The sequence below is a fragment of the Rothia sp. CCM 9417 genome (assembly GCF_048513575.1).
Classification (GTDB): domain Bacteria; phylum Actinomycetota; class Actinomycetes; order Actinomycetales; family Micrococcaceae; genus Rothia.
Genome location: NZ_JBLXXT010000011.1, coordinates 11,968 through 29,904 on the forward strand (window position 1 = coordinate 11,968; position 17,937 = coordinate 29,904).

Below are 17,937 nucleotides of genomic sequence, written 5' to 3' on the forward strand. Positions count from 1 at the left end.
TGGCTGCACTTTTACGCGAGTAAAATAGATACCCATAATCTTCTCTTGTCGCGCAAAACAAACTAGAACCGACCGGTAGACAGGTGATACAACCCCAGCGGACCGATAGGCGCCAATGGCAGAATCCCATTGCCCTGCACCAAACGTTCGGGCGAAAACTGTCCGGGACATAGAAATCTGGGCGATATTCAGGGTTATGTAATTATGTTGGACACAAAAAGAGTCAAGGTTATCCCATAAATCCCCGTCCGTCTCCCCTGTGCTAACCCGCATACTGACTTTTGACTGAGACGATGTGAAAGATAACGACTCCCAGCCAGGAGGGTAAGTGCTTGCATCCTCTATAGCTATCCCATCAATAGCAGGGGCAGGGGCGTACTCATCTGTAGAGACAAGTACAAACCCCTTGCTACCTGTAAAGAACTGTCGTAATGAGGAAACCAAACTTACCCCCTACTGTAAGAGCGCTGAGCGCTACTGTGCATCATAAAGAAAGAGCGTTCATCGACTTCTTTCAGACGTGACAGAACTGCTGACAGCTCAGCCAAGATAGGAAGAACCGCTGGGTCAGCTCCGCCCCCGATAGAAGCTCTGCTCACCTCCGCACGCTGAGATGCTGAGTAGTTCAACGAAGCACCTACAGTACCCACTTGGGCAGCCTTCATCATCTTCTGAGTTGCAGACTGCACCTCAGACGAGTTACCGACAATCCCCCGCGCGAAGTCACGAGTCAAAGCCCGACCAGAGTACGTTGTGTACCCGCGCCCTGAGAACGGGCCACGCTTAGCAGGAGAAAACGGGAAGTACTCACGTGCTTTACCCAAAACTCGCCCAACAGCGTCCCCAACGGAACCAGCCATTGACTTAATGCCGTTGATGAAACCATTGATAAGAGCCTTACCAGATTCCCAAAGAGTGCTACCCAGGTCACCAAGAGTCGAAACGATATTTCCAGGCAGCTCAGCAAAGAAACGCAAAACATTATCAATGCCGTTTGAGACCGCCTGCTGGGCGCGATCCATACCATCAGTAAAGAAAGACACGGCGCTGTCCATTGCCCTGGAAATGACGTCACCAATAAACTTCATAGCACCATCAATGATTTGGCTGATAAGGTCAGCTGCACCCTGAATCACGGTGAGAATAAAGTTCCAAGCAGTATCAATAACGGAGCTAATGATTTTCATCGCACCATCGCAGATACTTGCCAAACCAGCCCAGAACTGTTCCCAGTTACCGGTGATTAGGCCAATGAAAACATCAAAGATGCCAACGATAATATCTACAGCACCTTCAATGACTCCCTTAATGCCTTCCCAGACAACGCTGACAACATCAAGAAGAACCTCAAACGCAACCCCCAGAACCGGGCCAAGGAAGTCTATAAGAGGCTGTAACGTCTCAAGGACAGCTGCAACGAATTCGACTACCTTAGTTGCTATCTCAGTGAAAGCGTCAAGCGCTGTGGTGGCAACGTCCCACAGAATCTCGCCCAGGCGTTGCAGAGCCGGGATGACCGCATCCAGGATGGGCTGAGCGAACTCAACCAGCTTGTCAAGTAGACCCTGGACCGCGTTCCTAAAATCTTCCGAAGTGTTCCAGGCATAAACCAGCGCCCCAACGAAAGCTGCCACACCCAGGACTACTAGGCCAACTGCCCCGCTCAGTTCAGCTAGAACGGAGCCGACCACACCCATAATCGCTTCAAGACCACCCAAGGCGGTCACAGCTGTCCCTACTGTTCCGATAAACGTCAAGACGCTCACCACGATAGGAGCCAGCACAGCAACAAGCGCGGTAACAGCGCCCACAACCAGCAAGAGAGTAGAAGCCAATTCAGGGTTAGCCTGCGCCCACTGAGACGCAGCCTCAACCAGCGGCAGAATATTGTCTTTCACCCAGACAAGAGCGCGCACAAGCCAATCACCAAGTACAGGTACCAGTGCGGTAACAGCTTGCATAATAGAGTCAAACGCAGGGGCTAGCAGATCAATGCCCGCTGCAAAAACATCTGCCAGCACCGGGGCTATAGCCCCAATAGAATCCATAGCTGTTTCGAGGAGTGAAGCGAACTCGGGGAGCTTCTGCGTCACCTTGCTAACCGCAACGAGTATCTGGTCAAACATCCCAGTAGCGCTGGATTGAACACCCGGCATCTGGAAAAGTCTCAGGACCATAATGGCTAGGTTGGTAAACGCCCTGGAACCAGTCTCAACGATATGGGCGAACGTATCATCCAAGGACAGCAAGGTGTCGCCCAAGACTCCCACGGCCTGCCCAAAGATTTCCATAGCCTTATGCCCGGCACCAAAATACTTACGCAAGGAGTCCTGGACATGGAGCTCATTCAACTTATCTGCGGCCCGCTGGGTCCACTCAGCGAACCCAACCAAACCGCCAGAACCAGAGTCCAGTGCGGCACGCCCCAGCGCACCCCACATCTTGACAAGACCGTTTATAGCAGAGCCTGCCGCCTTGATTGACGTGATACTCTGCTCGATCGCCTCAGAAGCATCAGCAGTCTTGGACCACTCATGGAAAGACCTGGATATATCGTTGAACCACTCAGCAAGTCTCGGCAGGTACTGCCCACCAATCTCACCGATGTTCAGTAAGCCTCGCACAAAGTCATCCATGCCCAGCGTGGCTATGTCAATGCTTGAAACTAGGCTGTCAAACATGCTTTCCAGCTGCCCACCACTGAGCGCGTCACTCATGGTATTGGCGATCTGCTTGACCTGCTCGCCCAGAGAGTCAGACACCCGCCGCATCCCCTCAGAAAAAGAAGGGAACAAATTATCAACAAGATTGCGTATAGGCGCCTCAGCCTTACCCCAGAAGTTACTGGACATCTGCTCACGCAGCTCAGTAAACCGGGGTTTCAGGTCTTCCAGAACTTCACCCATGTCGCTCAGGACAAGGAAAAGAGCCGCCGCCCCAGTTGCAAAACCTGCCAGTATCCCAGGCAGAGCGATAACAGACTTGAGCATCCGGCCTAGTTCAAGACCAAAACCAAAAACGTTAGATGAAGCAGCTGCCAGCCAACCGCCCATTGAAGCGAGCGCAGAGGATAGGAGCGCGAGCTTAGGCAGAGTCTGGTCGATGTTCTTAGCAAAGTCCTCCAACCGCTCTGAGAAGTTGCGGAGCATACGGTACCCTGAGAGCCGTTTGAGGATATTCTCTACACGCCCGTAAGCCGTTTTATTGACACTCACCAAGACCTCGACCCAACGGGGGCGAGTAAGCCATTTCAGCTCAGCCCTAGCGGCGGCAGAATCTACCTCTGGTTTTACCGTGAGCTCGGCCTTCTTGCCCTCAACGTAATCAACAAGCCCATCAACCTCACGGAAGAACCGTTCCCTGTCCTCTAGCTCAACAGGTATCTGAGCTTCGCCCAGCTGCTTGATGCGAGCCATGACTTTCTGCAACTCAGACCGTACATGCCTAGTATCAACATCCATAGGAATATCGACAGCCAAAGACTTGAAGGCTTTATTGGCTTTAGAGATAGTGCTCTCCAACCGCGCCTTATCAAGGTCAAGACCTACCGGCAATTCAACCGGCTTAGCCTTGCGCTCAACATAAGAGACCAGGCGCTCCATTTTCGTAAAGAAATCTTTACGAGCCTCAACACCAACAGGGACATTCACCCCGCCCTGGTGCTTCTCAATGACCCGCATAACCCGTAGCAAGTCAGCATGAACCTTGTCTTCGCTGACAGACACCGGCAGATTTATAGGGCGTGACCGCATGGCCTTAGAAGCCCTGTCTAGGGCTGAGCGCATCTTCTCGCTATCAACGTCTACGGGGACTCTTATTCGTTGCCCGCTGTGCTTGTTGAGAGTTTGCTGTAGGTTGTCTCGATCAACCTTGACATTAGCGCGGACAGTAATGTCTGATACTTCACGCTCTGCTCTACGGATAGCCGCGTTGAGGCGGGTAGCGAACTTATCCAGGTCCGGCACGACCCGCACCTTATGCTCGTACTTCTTCTCAAGAGATTTCAGCTTGTTTCGTAGAGACTTCTCGAAACCCCGCGTCAAGGGGTAAACCCTGACACCGACTTTCCCATATTCGTAAGTCGCCAAAACTACCGCCTTAATAGATAAAGGCACCCACATTTGGGTAATGTGAGTGCCTTACTAAACCCAGCTCATAAGCTCAAGAATTTCTTGCTCTTCATCAACCGGTTCTTCTTCAATATCTTTTTTCTTGCCGGGCCTTTGAGCGAAGAGGGGTTCCGGCAGTTCCGCGTCCTTATCAGAATTAGCTGATAAGAATTCGTGCCTGAATATGGCTAACAAGTCGTGAACATCATCAATTTGGCGTGACAAAGTGCCATAGCCAAAATACTCGTACCCGTTCACTGCCGCCTTAAAGAGCGACCGCTCTTCATGCTTCAGGCGCTCTAACAGACTGTCTAACAGGGTATGGTCGTTAGACCAGATAAGCTCAAAAATATCTACCCTGAACAGGACGTGGAAGTCACCCACGATTTCAGGGTAGAGACGGCATTCCTGGTCTAGGGCATGTCTTTTCCCAGTTCGTCCGCAAAGGCCATTGCCAGCTCCAAGGTGCGGACCATGCCGCCTGAACCAGAAGTGAAGGACTCAAAGCCCTCCTTATCGACAGTCCAGTTATCAGCTAGATAGTCTACGAAGTCAGCGAAATCATCAAGGTCCATTTCAGAGGCATCGAATTCCTCAGCGTCCGTACCCTCGGGCATGAGCTTTCTGAGGCGGTTGATGATGCGCATCTGGTCAGAGCCCTTGATTTTGCGGAAAGGCACCATGTACTGGCTGCCCGGAACCTCGGAGAAGTTCTTCTGTGCTTTTTCAAGCCTCTCTTCTCGTGAGGGCAAATGGTCCTGCGGCTGACGCGGTTCGTTCAGGTTCTGCGCGGGTAGCTGGGTGTTAGGGGCTTCGGCATAAGCCTGGGTCGGCAGGTTGGCTTCTTCGTAAACGTTGTTCTGCATTTTTTCTTCCTTCGTGTTTAGGTCTTAGGGGCCACCCCGCCCTGCGGCGCTTGTGGTCACAGGGCGGGGCAATAGGTTTAGCCGCTAGGCTTATGCCTTTTCGTATTCGCGGACCTGGAATCGCACAACTCGGTGCTTGCCTTCCAAGGGCGCAAGGATGCTCCCGCGAAGCGACTGTTCAACGAGGCCATCCCCAAGTTCCATTGGGTCTCCTTCGCTCATGGCGACCTGGTTCCAGTAGACCCCTCCGCGCTTGTTGCCAGCGACAAAGACAACCTGGACTGAGCGAACCACTGTGTGGGTATCTGTGTACTGGTAAGCCTTGAGTTCGTCATCCCAGTCACCGCCCGCGTGTAGGAGCTCCCACACAGACTTGTTTTGTTCCAAAGTCTTGATCGTGAATGACTCTGCCGCTGAAGCCATTTCTGAGTCAACCGCATCAAGCTCCCAGGCATGGTACGACTCGGTCTCCCCGCCCTCCTTTTCCAAGGACAGCTTATTGTCCTTAGAGGTCAGACCTGGTGTAGTCCAACCAGAAGGGTAGGTGGCCGCGTCAGCGGGGTTGATTGACTTAGGGTCAAAAGGTTCAGCGCTTGGGTCGTTTGAGATGAAGATGATACCGCGACCGGTAGGAATGGTCCGACTTTTCATCAAGCCCATAATGATTTCTCCTTAAAAACAAAAGCTCCCTAGTCAGGGAGCTCAAAATAGAAGTCGATAGTGAATGTGTATTGGAAGATGTCTCGGCGCTCAATGGCCGTGATTCGCGGGGATTGCGTGGGCAAGTTATCCGGTTCAACCATGCTGGCGTAAAGGCCACCTGCCTGCTCGTCATTGTTGAACGCATCTAGTAGGCGGTTGATAACACGCTGGCAGTTGTCGTATGCGTCTGCATCATTTGGTGCAACCGAAGTGAACGAAGCTAGCAGGTGGAAACCATGTCGGTAACCGGCCTGCCTGTCAGGAGAGTTAGTAATAGCATTTATCAGCACGAACTCGTTTGGCATGCCCTGTTGCACCTGAGAGTAAATCGCGGGCCGAACTTTGCCTTCAAGAACCCCGTAGACCCAAGCTAAGGGGTCAGCCCTTAAAGACACGCGCAATCCCCCTAACCGTTTTGGTCATGGTGAAATGCCCCTTGACCGTAATCTTCCTGACGCTGTCCGCGTACCCGTACTCAATGAGGTGGGCAGCAGGGTCCGTGGAATGAACCAGCCTGTCTTTCACAATCACGCCCAAACGTGAGTGGTAGTCGATAGGGTCGACCCGAATAGACTTCTGGTAGTCACGGCTGTCAACAGGTGCGTTAGCTTTCCACAGGGCCGCTATGTCAGCAGCTACACGATCCAGAACGCTTGAATTACCAATCATCCGGGCAAGCTCAGAGCTGGCACGCGGATTAGCTTTAAACGTACGCATTACCACTCTCCGCAGCTATCTGGTCGTACCAGGTGGCCTTAGTGCCCATGCGATACATGGATACCGGACCCTTCTGCGAGTAGATACGACCCATGTACTCAATCTTTGCGTGCAAAATATCGGGGTAAACACCAGGGGCGAAGACGATACGAACCATGTGAGCCGGCAGCACACCATCAATAAGAGTGATCGTTGAAGACGAACGGTTCAAGTTATCTGTAGCCGCAGGCTGAACGTTGCACTTGACAGTGAACGGCTCCTTCTCGGTAAAAACCATAGAACCATTACGCTCAGATTTACTCACGTCTAGTGGGGTAACCACCACAGTATGGCGCGGGTTCCGTATGAGACTCAATACCACTTCACCCCTCTAGCAACCCGTGACGGGTAGCCATAAGGGGCGCTCATACGCAATCTCGTGCCACCCACCTTCGTTCGTGCGTTGCACCCAAGGAAGGCCAGCTCCTTATCAGGGAACCAAATGTCACCAGAGGCAACCAGCATGTTCTTGGAATACGAGTAATTACCCTCAGTCTCCGACCGATACATGGGAGACTCGTCCCTGACGACACGCAAGACAGCACGCACTACACAGTCTTTGACCAGCAAGAAGAACTCGCTGTCAATCGAGGCGCGAGCCTTAGCTGCTGGGCATTGAGCATAAAGGATGCGTTGGGCCTCAGCGATCTTCTGGCCTACCCACTCACGCTGTTCATCGGGTATCTCACCCTCATACGATGCAGCTACATCTTCTACCGTAACTATGTTCCCCATAGGTACCTCCCTGTAAAAGAGGTGAGGCCACTATCTCTAGTGGCCTCACCATGATTAGCTACTTCCTAGAGCGCTTAGAGGTAGTGGCTTTAGGCTGTTCAACTACCTCCGGGTTAGTGATGACAACGCCCTCCGGCACTTCATCTCCCGGCAGTAGCGTCACGATACGCCCCGCGACCGAAACAACGCATGCGGTTTTGACGGTAGCCACTACAGGACCTTTGCGGTAAATGCAAGGTTGGCGTTAGCCAGAATGGGCAGGCCAATAGCGTCTGCGTGTACCTCTGCGATAGCAGGTGGCTTCTCGTTCTTGTAAACGCCTGCCACAATTCCGGCCTGCTGCTCACCAACAAGGCCCCAGCCCGGCTCAGAAGCGGTCAGAGGACGGCCCCAATAAGTCTTACCGAGGTCACTTAGTCCCTGTGAAGGGAGCAGGAAAATGCGGTCAGAGGGTAGCACCCGGGTGGAGTTGCCTTTGACCCGCACAGTGCGGTCGTAGGTGTACAGTTCCGGTACTTCATTGGCTCCCAGGATGCCCCGGCCTTCGTCAGCGGTGACACGGCGTGAAGCGCCATTACCGCCAAGGAGGAAAGGCTTAGTGCCAAACATCTGGCGCTGTAGAGAACGAGACATAACCAGTGCGCCCGGTTCCTCACCGTTCTTTTGAACGTACTTCTCAACCCAGTTGCCGAGGTCTTCTAGCGGGTCAGCGTCAGGGTCACTCCACAGGGTAGTGGCTGTCACTGACATATCTGCGTCACGCCCGAAGTCGTCCTCAGTCTTGAAGTTCGGCTGGTCAATGGTCGCCTTACCGGTGGTAAGGACAACACCGCGCATGAGCTCCATGCGGTCCACAACAGCGCGGGTCAAACGCTGGGTAGTCTTGACGATGTGATTACGAATTTCCTCGTCAGAGGCGTTGCGGATACGAAGCTGGTCGTACTCGCTCACCGGGAGCCAAGCGCCCAGAGGGGGAAGCTCAACCGTGCGGCGGCGCCCACCGGTAAACGATGTTGGATCTGGGCTGGCATCGTATGCACGGAAGTTAGCCACATCAACAAGGCCGTTCGAGTCCTCAGTTACACGGGCAACAATATCGTTCACCGTGTCGTTAGGGATCCAGGCGCTCAAAGACTTTTTAGCCTCATAGTCTTCCAGCGTCTTACGCGCAATAGCGGTAAGAGCGCTAGGCTCAATAACGTCTGTCCAAAGAGCCATAGTTCCTCCTTAAAATAGAAAGCACCACACAAAGTGGTGCTGTAAAAGATTTTTCTGGGTTGCCGGTTAAATGTAGATGATGTGCGGGTGGTTATCGGGGGCAGTGAAGCTGCCCGAAACGTAAGGGACATGCTCGGTATTGACACGACCGTGGTCGAACACAGGCACAGCCACGTCACCGTAACGAGTGTCCTGGTCAAACAGGATGTGCCCCACAATGTCACCTGACCCTGTGTAAGGCTCAACCTTATCGCCGGTCTTGATAACCGGGTACCCTGACGGGACCTTCCCGAACTTCTCAACAACAGCCGTAAAAGCTGAAGCGTCAGCGGTCTCGGTGCGGGCAGTGTACAGCCCGCGAGGGCTAGACAGCCAACGAGCGTCGTAGCCCCCGCCAACGTTTTCAGTATGCAACTTAGGCATTATGAACCTCCATTAATTTTGTACTTTTCGTTGTACAGCTCTAGACCGTACTCATAGCCAGTGGCTCCCTCGTAAGAACTTGTGGAGGCACCACCAACGGGAGCGCCCGCAGGCTTGCTAGGCTTGACAGCCTCGATAACCTCAGCGAGCTTCTTACCGTCAATACCACCGTCAGCGTCAAGGAACTTAGACATATCAAGGGACTCTTTTAGAGCCCCCAAGTCCTTCCCGATACCAACCGTGGCCGCGCGGAACTCAGCGTCAAACAGCTTCCGCAGCAAAGGCGACTCTGGCTCAGCATGAGCATCCTCAACAACAGGTTCCTTAGAAACCTTCTTGAGTGCGCTCTCGTGCTTACGAGAATGAAACTTCCAGTAAGCGGCCTGCTGCTTGTAACTCATCTTTTCGATCGGTGTATCATCCGGGAACCCGTGCTCATTCTCCTTAACCAGGAACTCTTCGACAGATTCCTGCTTAGGAGCAGGAGAACCCTGTTCACTTTCCGTGGCCTTGCTTTCCTGACTGTCAGCCTCTACACCGTTTTTGCTCTTGTCAGAACTCATAAAAATTTCCTCCATGTCGGAACCCGAACTACCCGGGTCATACTGCTCAAACCACCGGTCGATGGCCTGAAACAAATCTTCATTACCGTCACGCGCCATAACACGTTCCTTGCAGGTTGATGCGTCCGTGTCCAGCACAATCACTTCATCAACACCTACACGCTTGCAATACGCCTCAACATCATTAGCAGAAGCCAGCGTCCGGGCGATCCAAACATCGCCCGCGTAATTGCTGGCCTTAGATTCCACAGCGCCCCGTAAAAGGCGCGCCGTATCATCGCTGTCTGCTAACTCTCTGAAGCGGTCAAGCTCGATAACCAAATCTTTAGGGCCCTGCTTGCCCTGAATGAAAGTGGACTTGCCAGCACCAGGCGGCCCAATAACCAGCCTTATCATGCCGCCCTCTTTTCCAAAATAGAAAGCTGGGCGTAATAGCGGGCAAGCCTTCTCTCGTAAATCTTCTTAGCAAGGTCTAACGTTTCCTCGCTGATGATTCTCTCTAGGTCGCTAATCTGCCATTTGAGAGCTTCAATTTTCTCTGGCACATCACGCGGTTTAGTAGCGCGGGCAGCACGCTCATTCTCAACCTCGTACCGCGAGCGCGCGTATTGCTTCTCGGTTCCTTCCTTAGTGAGCACAGGCCCCAGCTCCCCAGAAACAAAATCAACCAGGCGGACATTAGAAAGACTCGACTTGCCCGTGCCCCCGGCCCGCTTATACAACTCACGCAAGTCATCATCATTCAGGTGTAAACCAGGGTCAGCTGTTCTAGTCACTGGGGCAATAGTGCACTTACAGGAAGGATGGATAGCGGACAGGTCGCCACGATGATAGATGCGAGTAGCCGCAGCCACGCACAAACCGCACACGCCCGTCTCAGAAAGCTCAGGGTGTATCAACCGGCGATACCCCATCACGCGCTCTGAGGCAAGATTGATACGGGCTTCCTGATCTCTTTTAGCCAGACGAACCTCCATATCCGCCACGGTTTCAACCCTGCTCAACGCCGCCGAAACAGCCTGCTGCTTAGAGGCACCCGATGAAGCCTTCTTGCGGTACTCTCGCAATGGCCTCTCCCACACCTCGAAAGCTGTAACCCCCCGGCGTGGATAATCAGGAGTATCAAGACCCAAATCGCCCATACTCAGCTGGTTTTCACTCACACCAGCCTGCTGGTAAACAGGTAACGAGTGAGCGTAAACAACTCGCCTAGCCTCAGCCTGGGCGCTCTCCACCAATTCCACGCTCTGAGCACGGGCAAAGCTAATACCCTCTTCGTTCCAGGTCTCAACCCCAGACCACAGGGCAACGAGAGCGTCTACCAGCGACTTGACAATAGACTCAATAGCGAGAGTCTGCGCGTCAACAAACCGGGCAATGCTAGCCAACGCCCTTCACCACCTCGTGGTAAACGTCCTCAACGCGCCCCTGCATGGCCTGCTCAACCTCTTCGGGGGTAAGCTCCGCAAAGTTCTTCATCACAAGACGGAAAGGCACCCCAGCGTCAGAGGCCGCCCGTGCGGCTTCCGCGCGCTCCATAACGGACGAACGGCGTGGGTTAGCCCAAAGCAACTGCATGTTAGAAACATCAGCCCGTTCCGCTTCCCCAAGAGACACCAGAACATCTGAGATGAACCTCTTGATAACCCCCTCAAAAGAGGCAATAAGAGCTTCAACATCAAATATCAGCGTCTCCCGCTGAGCGTGAGCGCCCTCAGCCGAACCGTTAGCGTCATCCGGTGAAATCATGTAGTTAGGTGTCTTAGACTCAACGGCCAACACTTTCAGATCATCACGCACCGCAACCAGAACAGGCGTGAAGTCAGTGCTAGCAGACTCCCAAATACTGGTCCCCTCCGGCAGCATCCACAACGCATCAGGGGCAGACTCAAACAGATTGTCGTAGTCAATCTCCTGACCATGCTCGTCCCTATCCGGCGCATTGGTAATAGCCCGCTGCCTGAAAGCCTGCATAGCGATAAGAATCAACCGTTGCAGAACACCATGATTGATTCTCTCCAACGTAGGCAAGTGCTTAGCAATCAGAGACTGCCCATCACCTACCGCATACACAGGTACACCCTCAAAAGAGTTCTCCACAGGGTCCTGAAACTCCCAAGAAGAAGGCAGGAAAGAGACACCATGATTAGCTGGCAGGAGCTTAGCATAAGCCGACTTAGTGACAGCCTGAACCGAATACCCCGGGCGCATCAGCACCATAGCCTGACGACCAAGAACCGGGTCATACCTGACAGTCAAAGCCGCAACCGTCCGGCCAAAAGAATCTTCCTCAACCACTGTATTAGCAGGAGAAGAAACCAAAACACCAGCCTCAGAGAAAACCAGATAACCGTGGCCACATACCAGCGCGTCACGGAAAGCGACCTGGAACTTCCGCTTCAAGTCCTGCTCAACAAAAAACCGGCGCACAATATCGTCACCATCAGCCGACGAGTCAGAACCAGTCTCCGCCCCCAAAAGCTGCAACCTATGGAGACGAGCCTCAACAATCAGGCCAGCAACATTCACCCGAGCTATACGCTGCAACCGCTCGAACCCCGGCTTGTCATTATCAGGCGCAGGAATAGGCGGATCACCAGCAACCCAAGAATTATAAAGCGCCGCTTCGGGCGCAGCCCGGGACAGCTTCACCCACAAACGGTTAAACCACCACAGGTCACTACCAGGTTCTAACTCATTCACGGAAACCTACCTAACTCGCCTCGGCGCGTACCTATTAGCTTTTTTGGGCTTATTCAAATCACCAACACTCAAAGCGTCCAAGCGCGCAGCATTAGCCAACATGAGGGCGTACGCCCCATCAATCTTTTTCGCTGAATCAGGGAACTCCTTGTACATGAGCTTCCCAGAACGGGTCTGACGCATACGAGCGTTCAAAACATGCCTGGTCAGCCTAGAATCACCACGGTGCCGAATCTCCCCCTGCACGATGCTAAGACGCAACAGCTCAACCGCCTCAACTGTCTTACGCAGTTCCGAGGTTTTCCATGCAATAGGGTGCCTCTTCAAACCAACCTTTAGCCGAGAGCCATATTTGGCTTCCCAGCCAGCAACATTTGTGTGCCACATAGCAGGGTCAGCGTAGAAGCCGACAACATGATGCCCATCCATGAAATCCTGAATAGTCCGTTCAACTTCATATTCAGGGACATCCCAATCCTTACCCTCAGCCGTGTCAGGTTGCTCCCACAGCCCAACAACCCACGACAGGCCATCAGAAACTCTCTGAGCAACCAAAGCGGTGGCATCAGAAACGCCCTTAGAGCGCCCACGAGAACCATCAAAACCAAGAACAACCGGTTCATCCTCAGAAACCTCTGGGGCCTCCAAGTCCTCACAGTTAGCCCACTGATGCTGCTCAACAAAAGCGTTAGCGTCAGCATGGGCGACATTCCCGTAATACTGGTAAGCGTCAGCGACAGTAGTATCTGGGTCCCAAATTTCCTGCCTCAAACGGTACAAATCAACCCAACCCTGAGTGAAAGTCTCAGCCGTGCAAGGCGGATCATGAATAACGCATCCATCAGGCAGGAGCGCCGAGTCCCCATAGGCACGAGCCAAACCCGCCATCAAAGAGTTCTCGTCATCCAAATCAACCTGACCCCAGTCACGCGAATCAACCAGAAGGCCATCCTTATCACGAGTACGACCCTGCTTGATTTTGAACCAGGTATCAAAAGACTTCTCAGAAACAGAACCCGAACCAGTAGTAAACGAATTGGGAAACTCCAAAGTGGAACCGCCCACCTTGCCAGCATTACGCCGAACAACGCGAGCCAGCTTCACACCACCATTAGAAGGAACCCAAGACTCAGTCTGATCCAAAATAGCGAACGTAGTAGGCTCACCCTCACGAGTATTACCAGAGGCAGTGCGCGGAGCAATAAACCCAGACGGCAGGTTCACCCGGGTTTCCATCGGCTCAAAGCCCACATAATCATCCACCAGCGAACCAGACCGCGCCATAGACAACAAAGGCAACCAAGCGTTCTCAGTCTGCTGCTCAGAAACACCCAACAAGAAAACCTGCGGAGAACGCACACGAGACCAAGGCTTACCCACAGGCCGCCCATTAGAGTCCCACCCGTCAAAAACAACATCAGCAAGACCCTCAGCAAGACACAGAGCCCCACCAAAAGGCGACTTACCCCAACCCTTCGGACGAGCAAGCACACCACGGCGATAAGCCCTACGCCCCGTCAAAGGGTCAAGCCGATACCACTCCAAACAGAACTCAGCCTGCTCCCTAGTAGGAACAAACGGCTCGTACTCATCACGACCCGGAGCACCCAAATAAGTAGCCATCCACTCCAAAACCGAATAACCCAACGTAGGGAACTCACCCTCATACTCAGGCTTGAAAGGCACCCCGCACCTCCCTACTTTGAAGCACGCAAACCGCTGAACTTGTTGATTGCTTCCATCTGCTGATTCATCACCTTCTGCTCACGCTCAGAAGTCTTAGAAGCCAACTCGTCACCAGTAAGCGCCTGAATACGCAAAGCCTGCCGATCCTTCGGAGTCAGAGGGAAACGACCCAAAATCGACATTAGCTGATCCACACGGATAAACGCACCCTCCGTCATAATCTGCTCATGCAAAGAAGCCGCGAGAACCAGCAACCTCCACTCAATCGCAGTGAACGAAGAAGAAAGCTCCAACTCCCCCAAAGCGTCCCAGAACTCATGAGTCAAATGAGACCAACCACCATCACGCTCAGGCAACACAGGTTGCTCCCCCGGAGTAATCTCAACCGTCCTCCAATCAACAGAGTCCTTATTACGCCGAGCACGCCTACTAGGATGCTTAGGAGCTGCCAACAAAATCACCACCAATCTCAGCAAGGCGAGAATCAACATTCGCCAAAACCTCACGCGCAAAACCAGCACCAGCCAAACGCTTGCGCCTCTTCTTCAAAACCTGCCGCTCCTTCTGAGCAGCGTACCTGCACTCCTGCCCACAGTACCGACGAGGCTTACCCCCCGAGTATGAATAGAAAGCGACACGACAAACAGGGCATTGCATTTATATTCACCTCCAAATCAAGGAACTATTAAAATCGTTCGACCCCCTGGCACCGTACACGGCCTGAGCGACAGACGGACCAGGTCAGGGGAAAAAGACCCCGGGGAGGGGGTGGGGTGCCCCCTGTGTTTTTATGCAGTTGGTACGCATATTTATGCACCGTGTTCACCGAGCGCCTGGCATGGCTGGTATAGGGCCGGGGTAGAATGTTTTTGTTAGTTTTCAGCGTGTCGTTATTGACCGCTGGCTGGTCTCATGTGTACACGTGCGAGCGTGTGCGTGTGTGTATGTATGTAGGGAGTGTGTGGGCATGGAGCCTGTGGAAGCTGCTTTCTTGAGCAAAGCTGGAGTAGCAAAGCTGCTGGGTATCCAGGGGCCGAATCTTTCCAAGCTACCCGACCTGCCCCCGGCTGATGAGTGGCTAGAGGGCGGTAGTGATAAGCTCACGCCTATGTGGAGGCGTGCCACCGTAGAAGCCTATGCAATGAGTGAAAGCTATAGGGCTAGGAAGGTTTTTACCCCCAAGACGCTTAGGGGGTAGCTTCCTGGTAGGTGCCCTGTACTAGAACGTGTGTTCTGGTACAGGGCTTTTTTTGTGCGCTCTGAAACTTTTTTGAAAGTTTTTTTGTTTTTTGTTTTGGCCTGTCATGCGCTGTTTTTTGGTGCGTGTTCGATTCGTTTTCGAGTGTTTTAGGTTGTTGGTGGGTTGCACAGCTTATCCGTATGCGGATAAGCTGGTATCACAAGCCAACGGGGAACGCCCCCACAAGAGAAAGAAATAGAAATGAAAAAGCTCCTAGCACTCACCGCACTAGCAACCACCGCACTCACCGGGTGCACCGCAACCGAAGCCCCCGCGCCGGCAGAACCCGCAAGCCCCATACTCACATGGCATGACGCAGACGGTGACGGCGTACGGGACACCCTGGTCACCACAAGCCACGGATGCGCAACCGAAGCAGGATTCTTCGATGTGTACGGCGGTTTTACCGGGTACCGGGTAGAAGCAGGCACGCAGTGCATGACCAGCCCTGAAATCATCGAAACCCTTGTAACTTTCATTGAGCTAGATGGAGGCATCTAAATGACCACCCAAATCAACTTTTACAAGAAGCGCGAAAACATCCACACAGGCGCGAAAACATGGGCAACACATGATGTGCAAGCGCTAGAAACCGCGCTGGAAGCTATCGGCTGTGACCTTGACACACCACGTTGCGGGCGAATCAACCGGTCAGGGGAATACACATTTGTCACCGGGGGCGGGTACGAAATCGCATCAGACTTAACCCAATGGGGTGCGGATGGATCAACCACGTATGCACTCAGAAAGGCCGGCTATACGGTAGCTTTCTGGCCCTCAAAACGGGCCATGAATCAGGCCACTAAGTAAAAATAATCCACCAAAAAACATAAGGAGAAAACCATGAACACCACCTTCTACCGCACCTGGACACAAGGCACGAACACCACCTGGGAACAGGCACACGACATTGACCCTAACCGTGAAATCTCACTAACCGATGACCAGCGTGAGCAGATGAACGCTGACGCGAAAGAAGCTCTAGAAGCTGCTATTGACCGGGAACTGCCGGACGGTGTCACCGTGCTAGGTAACGGCGACATCGTGGGGCCCTACCCCGTTATCCCGATTGACTGGGAGGAAGTCCACGAAAAGGTAGATGCCTCAGAGTGGTGGGAACCTATCCTAACCCGCTACCTGTAAGAAGATAGCCCGCACCGTTTGGGGTAGTTCCCCGGTTCGATACCGGGGGCGGGCACTCGCAGGGGAAACGCCCCCTACACAAGCAAAACATTAGGAGAAAAACCATGCTCACCGTCCCTAAGTTCTTCCAACCAACCATGCGTAAAATCGCTAAAAATAATTATGGTGTACTAACCGGGTACGGATACGCCGGTGACAAGTTCCACGTCATCATTAATGAAAAAGAAGGTGAAACCTATGCCCGCAGCACCCCCCTACCGCATAAAGAATTGACCGGCTTAACTGGTTGGGGGCAAGGCGTAAAAGCCTACGGCCTCAGAGAGGAAGCCGACGACGCTTCTTGGGACGGCAGAGCTCAGGCCCCAGAATTAGGGAGGGCATGGGTGTCCGTTGAATCCCTAACGCATGATCAGCGCAGGCTTCTTGTAAGTAGCGCAAGCGCAGACGGCACGCTACCTAAACTCAACGGCGCGTGCATCGAAAAAGAAGGCGATTCAACTTACATCATGGCCACGGACCGCTACACCCTAACGCGTGTTCCGGTAAAAACCGATAATCCCGTTACCTCCCGGATTTTTATACCCGGCGTTATTGTTGGGTCCTTGGATAGCCGATATTTTCAAGCCCTAACAATCTACCCTATGCACGTTGAATTGACGCTAGCAAGTAAGGAAGGTTCGGTAAAAATTGTTGCAGAAATCGAAGATGTAAGTTACCCGGAGGTGCTGTCGCTGTTCGATTCAAAGGAGCCAGAACACCGCGTCAAGGGTAACTGCAAGGAAGTATTAGAAGCCGTAAAATCTTTCTCCCTGCCCAAAGGTGGGAGGGTGATAATTGACGGGTACGGTGTTTCTGTTGCCCCCGGAAAAATACGGGTAGAAACTTTCAGGGGCTGGGTCCCCTCGGTTACTGTTTCTGCCGGGCTGCTCACTAGGTTTTTGCGGTCAGTAAACGGGTCCCGAAGTTTCACTGTTGAGGGGTCCGATGATACCCGAACGCTATCCCTCAAAGTAGAAGACGTAGAGGCTGATGTTTTGCTCTGCCCAGTTGTTGCCGATACCGAGGTACCCGACAACCCTAAACGCCCTATCGCTGAGTGGGTAGGAGCAAGAACCCCCGCCGAAGGAAGCGGGGCGGGTCCGAAGAAAAAAGCCCCGAAGAAAACAAAAACCTACACAAAAAAGGACCCCGCGCCCGAACCGGTGGAAGCTGAGGCAGTCCCAGAAAAAAGCCCCAAAGAAAAAGCATCCGGTGAAATCATCACGATTGAAACCGGGGCCGGGTTGAACGTCAAAAACAGGGCAACGCTCATAGCCCCCGCGCTCAAAGAAGCGCAAGCACTGGCCCCTCACCCGGTGTTCATCAAGTTCTCCCACTACACCGCCAAAAACCGGCTACATGTGGCCGTGGAAGGGGACACCCTAACCCCCGTAGTTATCGAAGATAGCGGCGTGGTATGCGAAATATCAGGGGTTGAACCGGTCAAGGTTGGGGATGATATGGCACAGGCTGTCGTCAAGCTGCTGAAAAAGATGCGCCCGATCAATAAGGCCGTGAACGGTGGGCTGGCTACCCTCACCCCTAGCGGATCCCTACCCCCGGTAAAAACCCCGGCAACGGTCTAACCCCCACCCAGTTTCAAGCCCGCCCTATAGCGGGGCGGGCCCCCGAAGAATTGAGAAAGATGATGCAAAAACTACCCTGGTACATGGCCCCAGAGCAAGGCCCAATAACCCGCCTAACATCGTATGCCCTTGATGTTCTACGCATGGAAGGTCCCGAAACTTTCATAC

At 53.2% G+C, this 17,937-nt stretch carries 21 protein-coding genes; 5 read left to right on the plus strand and 16 right to left on the minus strand.

Annotation, left to right across the window (positions count from 1 at the left end; genetic code table 11):
• Positions 1-446: 446 nt before the first annotated feature.
• The 16 genes from ACN082_RS09750 to ACN082_RS09825 all read right to left on the minus strand — a co-directional run bounded on the left by ACN082_RS09750 (position 447) and on the right by ACN082_RS09825 (position 14,252).
• Positions 447-4,088: a phage tail protein gene (locus ACN082_RS09750; RefSeq protein WP_419100667.1), complete on the minus strand. Its 3,642-nt coding sequence runs from the start codon at positions 4,086-4,088 to the stop codon at positions 447-449.
• 54 nt (positions 4,089-4,142) lie between these two features.
• Positions 4,143-4,493, minus strand: coding sequence for a hypothetical protein (locus tag ACN082_RS09755; RefSeq protein WP_419100668.1), 351 nt, complete (start codon positions 4,491-4,493; stop codon positions 4,143-4,145).
• Between the two features lie 29 nt (positions 4,494-4,522).
• Complete coding sequence (locus tag ACN082_RS09760; RefSeq protein WP_419100669.1) at positions 4,523-4,975, minus strand: hypothetical protein; 453 nt, start codon at positions 4,973-4,975, stop codon at positions 4,523-4,525.
• A gap of 90 nt (positions 4,976-5,065) precedes the next feature.
• Positions 5,066-5,626 (minus strand): hypothetical protein, encoded by a 561-nt coding sequence (locus tag ACN082_RS09765; protein WP_419100670.1) that lies wholly within the window; start codon positions 5,624-5,626, stop codon positions 5,066-5,068.
• A gap of 38 nt (positions 5,627-5,664) precedes the next feature.
• Positions 5,665-6,072: a hypothetical protein gene (locus ACN082_RS09770; protein WP_419100671.1), complete on the minus strand. Its 408-nt coding sequence runs from the start codon at positions 6,070-6,072 to the stop codon at positions 5,665-5,667.
• Positions 6,056-6,394, minus strand: coding sequence for an HK97 gp10 family phage protein (locus ACN082_RS09775; RefSeq protein WP_419100672.1), 339 nt, complete (start codon positions 6,392-6,394; stop codon positions 6,056-6,058). Before ACN082_RS09775 ends, ACN082_RS09770 begins: the two co-directional genes overlap by 17 nt.
• The gene (locus tag ACN082_RS09780) at positions 6,381-6,698 is read right to left on the minus strand and encodes a hypothetical protein (RefSeq protein ID WP_419100673.1); all 318 of its coding nucleotides are present in this window, start codon (positions 6,696-6,698) and stop codon (positions 6,381-6,383) included. Before ACN082_RS09780 ends, ACN082_RS09775 begins: the two co-directional genes overlap by 14 nt.
• A gap of 47 nt (positions 6,699-6,745) precedes the next feature.
• Positions 6,746-7,168: a Gp19/Gp15/Gp42 family protein gene (locus ACN082_RS09785; RefSeq protein ID WP_419100674.1), complete on the minus strand. Its 423-nt coding sequence runs from the start codon at positions 7,166-7,168 to the stop codon at positions 6,746-6,748.
• A gap of 58 nt (positions 7,169-7,226) precedes the next feature.
• The gene (locus tag ACN082_RS09790; protein WP_419100675.1) at positions 7,227-7,379 is read right to left on the minus strand and encodes a hypothetical protein; all 153 of its coding nucleotides are present in this window, start codon (positions 7,377-7,379) and stop codon (positions 7,227-7,229) included.
• Positions 7,379-8,386, minus strand: coding sequence for a major capsid protein (locus tag ACN082_RS09795; RefSeq protein ID WP_419100676.1), 1,008 nt, complete (start codon positions 8,384-8,386; stop codon positions 7,379-7,381). The genes ACN082_RS09790 and ACN082_RS09795 overlap by 1 nt, the downstream gene beginning before the upstream one ends.
• A 66-nt stretch (positions 8,387-8,452) precedes the next feature.
• Complete coding sequence (locus ACN082_RS09800; protein WP_419100677.1) at positions 8,453-8,809, minus strand: hypothetical protein; 357 nt, start codon at positions 8,807-8,809, stop codon at positions 8,453-8,455.
• Positions 8,809-9,768: a hypothetical protein gene (locus tag ACN082_RS09805; RefSeq protein ID WP_419100678.1), complete on the minus strand. Its 960-nt coding sequence runs from the start codon at positions 9,766-9,768 to the stop codon at positions 8,809-8,811. The genes ACN082_RS09800 and ACN082_RS09805 overlap by 1 nt, the downstream gene beginning before the upstream one ends.
• Positions 9,765-10,760, minus strand: a complete 996-nt coding sequence (locus ACN082_RS09810) for a hypothetical protein (RefSeq protein WP_419100679.1) — start codon at positions 10,758-10,760, stop codon at positions 9,765-9,767. The genes ACN082_RS09805 and ACN082_RS09810 overlap by 4 nt, the downstream gene beginning before the upstream one ends.
• Positions 10,753-12,075, minus strand: a complete 1,323-nt coding sequence (locus ACN082_RS09815) for a hypothetical protein (protein ID WP_419100680.1) — start codon at positions 12,073-12,075, stop codon at positions 10,753-10,755. Before ACN082_RS09815 ends, ACN082_RS09810 begins: the two co-directional genes overlap by 8 nt.
• A gap of 6 nt (positions 12,076-12,081) precedes the next feature.
• Positions 12,082-13,698, minus strand: a complete 1,617-nt coding sequence (locus ACN082_RS09820) for a hypothetical protein (RefSeq protein ID WP_419100681.1) — start codon at positions 13,696-13,698, stop codon at positions 12,082-12,084.
• Between the two features lie 74 nt (positions 13,699-13,772).
• Positions 13,773-14,252 carry a hypothetical protein gene (locus ACN082_RS09825; protein WP_419100682.1) on the minus strand — a complete coding sequence of 160 codons (480 nt, stop codon included), beginning with the start codon at positions 14,250-14,252 and terminating at the stop codon, positions 13,773-13,775.
• A 470-nt stretch (positions 14,253-14,722) separates the two neighbouring features.
• On the opposite strand from ACN082_RS09825, the gene ACN082_RS09830 reads away from it, so the two are divergent.
• From ACN082_RS09830 to ACN082_RS09850, 5 genes are all read left to right on the plus strand, one after another.
• Positions 14,723-14,959, plus strand: coding sequence for a hypothetical protein (locus ACN082_RS09830; RefSeq protein WP_419100683.1), 237 nt, complete (start codon positions 14,723-14,725; stop codon positions 14,957-14,959).
• 243 nt (positions 14,960-15,202) lie between these two features.
• The gene (locus ACN082_RS09835; RefSeq protein WP_419100684.1) at positions 15,203-15,502 is read left to right on the plus strand and encodes a hypothetical protein; all 300 of its coding nucleotides are present in this window, start codon (positions 15,203-15,205) and stop codon (positions 15,500-15,502) included.
• Complete coding sequence (locus ACN082_RS09840; RefSeq protein ID WP_419100685.1) at positions 15,503-15,811, plus strand: hypothetical protein; 309 nt, start codon at positions 15,503-15,505, stop codon at positions 15,809-15,811.
• Positions 15,812-15,844: 33 nt separating this feature from the next.
• Complete coding sequence (locus ACN082_RS09845; RefSeq protein WP_419100686.1) at positions 15,845-16,144, plus strand: hypothetical protein; 300 nt, start codon at positions 15,845-15,847, stop codon at positions 16,142-16,144.
• A 104-nt stretch (positions 16,145-16,248) separates the two neighbouring features.
• A complete protein-coding gene (locus ACN082_RS09850) occupies positions 16,249-17,769 on the plus strand; it encodes a hypothetical protein (protein ID WP_419100687.1) in 1,521 nt (506 codons plus the stop codon).
• Positions 17,770-17,937 lie beyond the last annotated feature (168 nt).

Bases quoted from the DNA above. Each gene is read 5' to 3' on its own strand.
- ACN082_RS09760 (WP_419100669.1), bottom strand. From the start codon at position 4,975: ATGCAGAACAACGTTTACGAAGAAGCCAACCTGCCGACCCAGGCTTAT.
- ACN082_RS09765 (WP_419100670.1), bottom strand. From the start codon at position 5,626: ATGAAAAGTCGGACCATTCCTACCGGTCGCGGTATCATCTTCATCTCA.
- ACN082_RS09775 (WP_419100672.1), bottom strand. From the start codon at position 6,394: ATGCGTACGTTTAAAGCTAATCCGCGTGCCAGCTCTGAGCTTGCCCGG.
- ACN082_RS09785 (WP_419100674.1), bottom strand. From the start codon at position 7,168: ATGGGGAACATAGTTACGGTAGAAGATGTAGCTGCATCGTATGAGGGT.
- ACN082_RS09795 (WP_419100676.1), bottom strand. From the start codon at position 8,386: ATGGCTCTTTGGACAGACGTTATTGAGCCTAGCGCTCTTACCGCTATT.
- ACN082_RS09800 (WP_419100677.1), bottom strand. From the start codon at position 8,809: ATGCCTAAGTTGCATACTGAAAACGTTGGCGGGGGCTACGACGCTCGT.
- ACN082_RS09805 (WP_419100678.1), bottom strand. From the start codon at position 9,768: ATGATAAGGCTGGTTATTGGGCCGCCTGGTGCTGGCAAGTCCACTTTC.
- ACN082_RS09820 (WP_419100681.1), bottom strand. From the start codon at position 13,698: ATGGCTACTTATTTGGGTGCTCCGGGTCGTGATGAGTACGAGCCGTTT.
- ACN082_RS09825 (WP_419100682.1), bottom strand. From the start codon at position 14,252: ATGTTGATTCTCGCCTTGCTGAGATTGGTGGTGATTTTGTTGGCAGCT.
- ACN082_RS09835 (WP_419100684.1), top strand. From the start codon at position 15,203: ATGAAAAAGCTCCTAGCACTCACCGCACTAGCAACCACCGCACTCACC.
- ACN082_RS09840 (WP_419100685.1), top strand. From the start codon at position 15,503: ATGACCACCCAAATCAACTTTTACAAGAAGCGCGAAAACATCCACACA.
- ACN082_RS09845 (WP_419100686.1), top strand. From the start codon at position 15,845: ATGAACACCACCTTCTACCGCACCTGGACACAAGGCACGAACACCACC.
- ACN082_RS09850 (WP_419100687.1), top strand. From the start codon at position 16,249: ATGCTCACCGTCCCTAAGTTCTTCCAACCAACCATGCGTAAAATCGCT.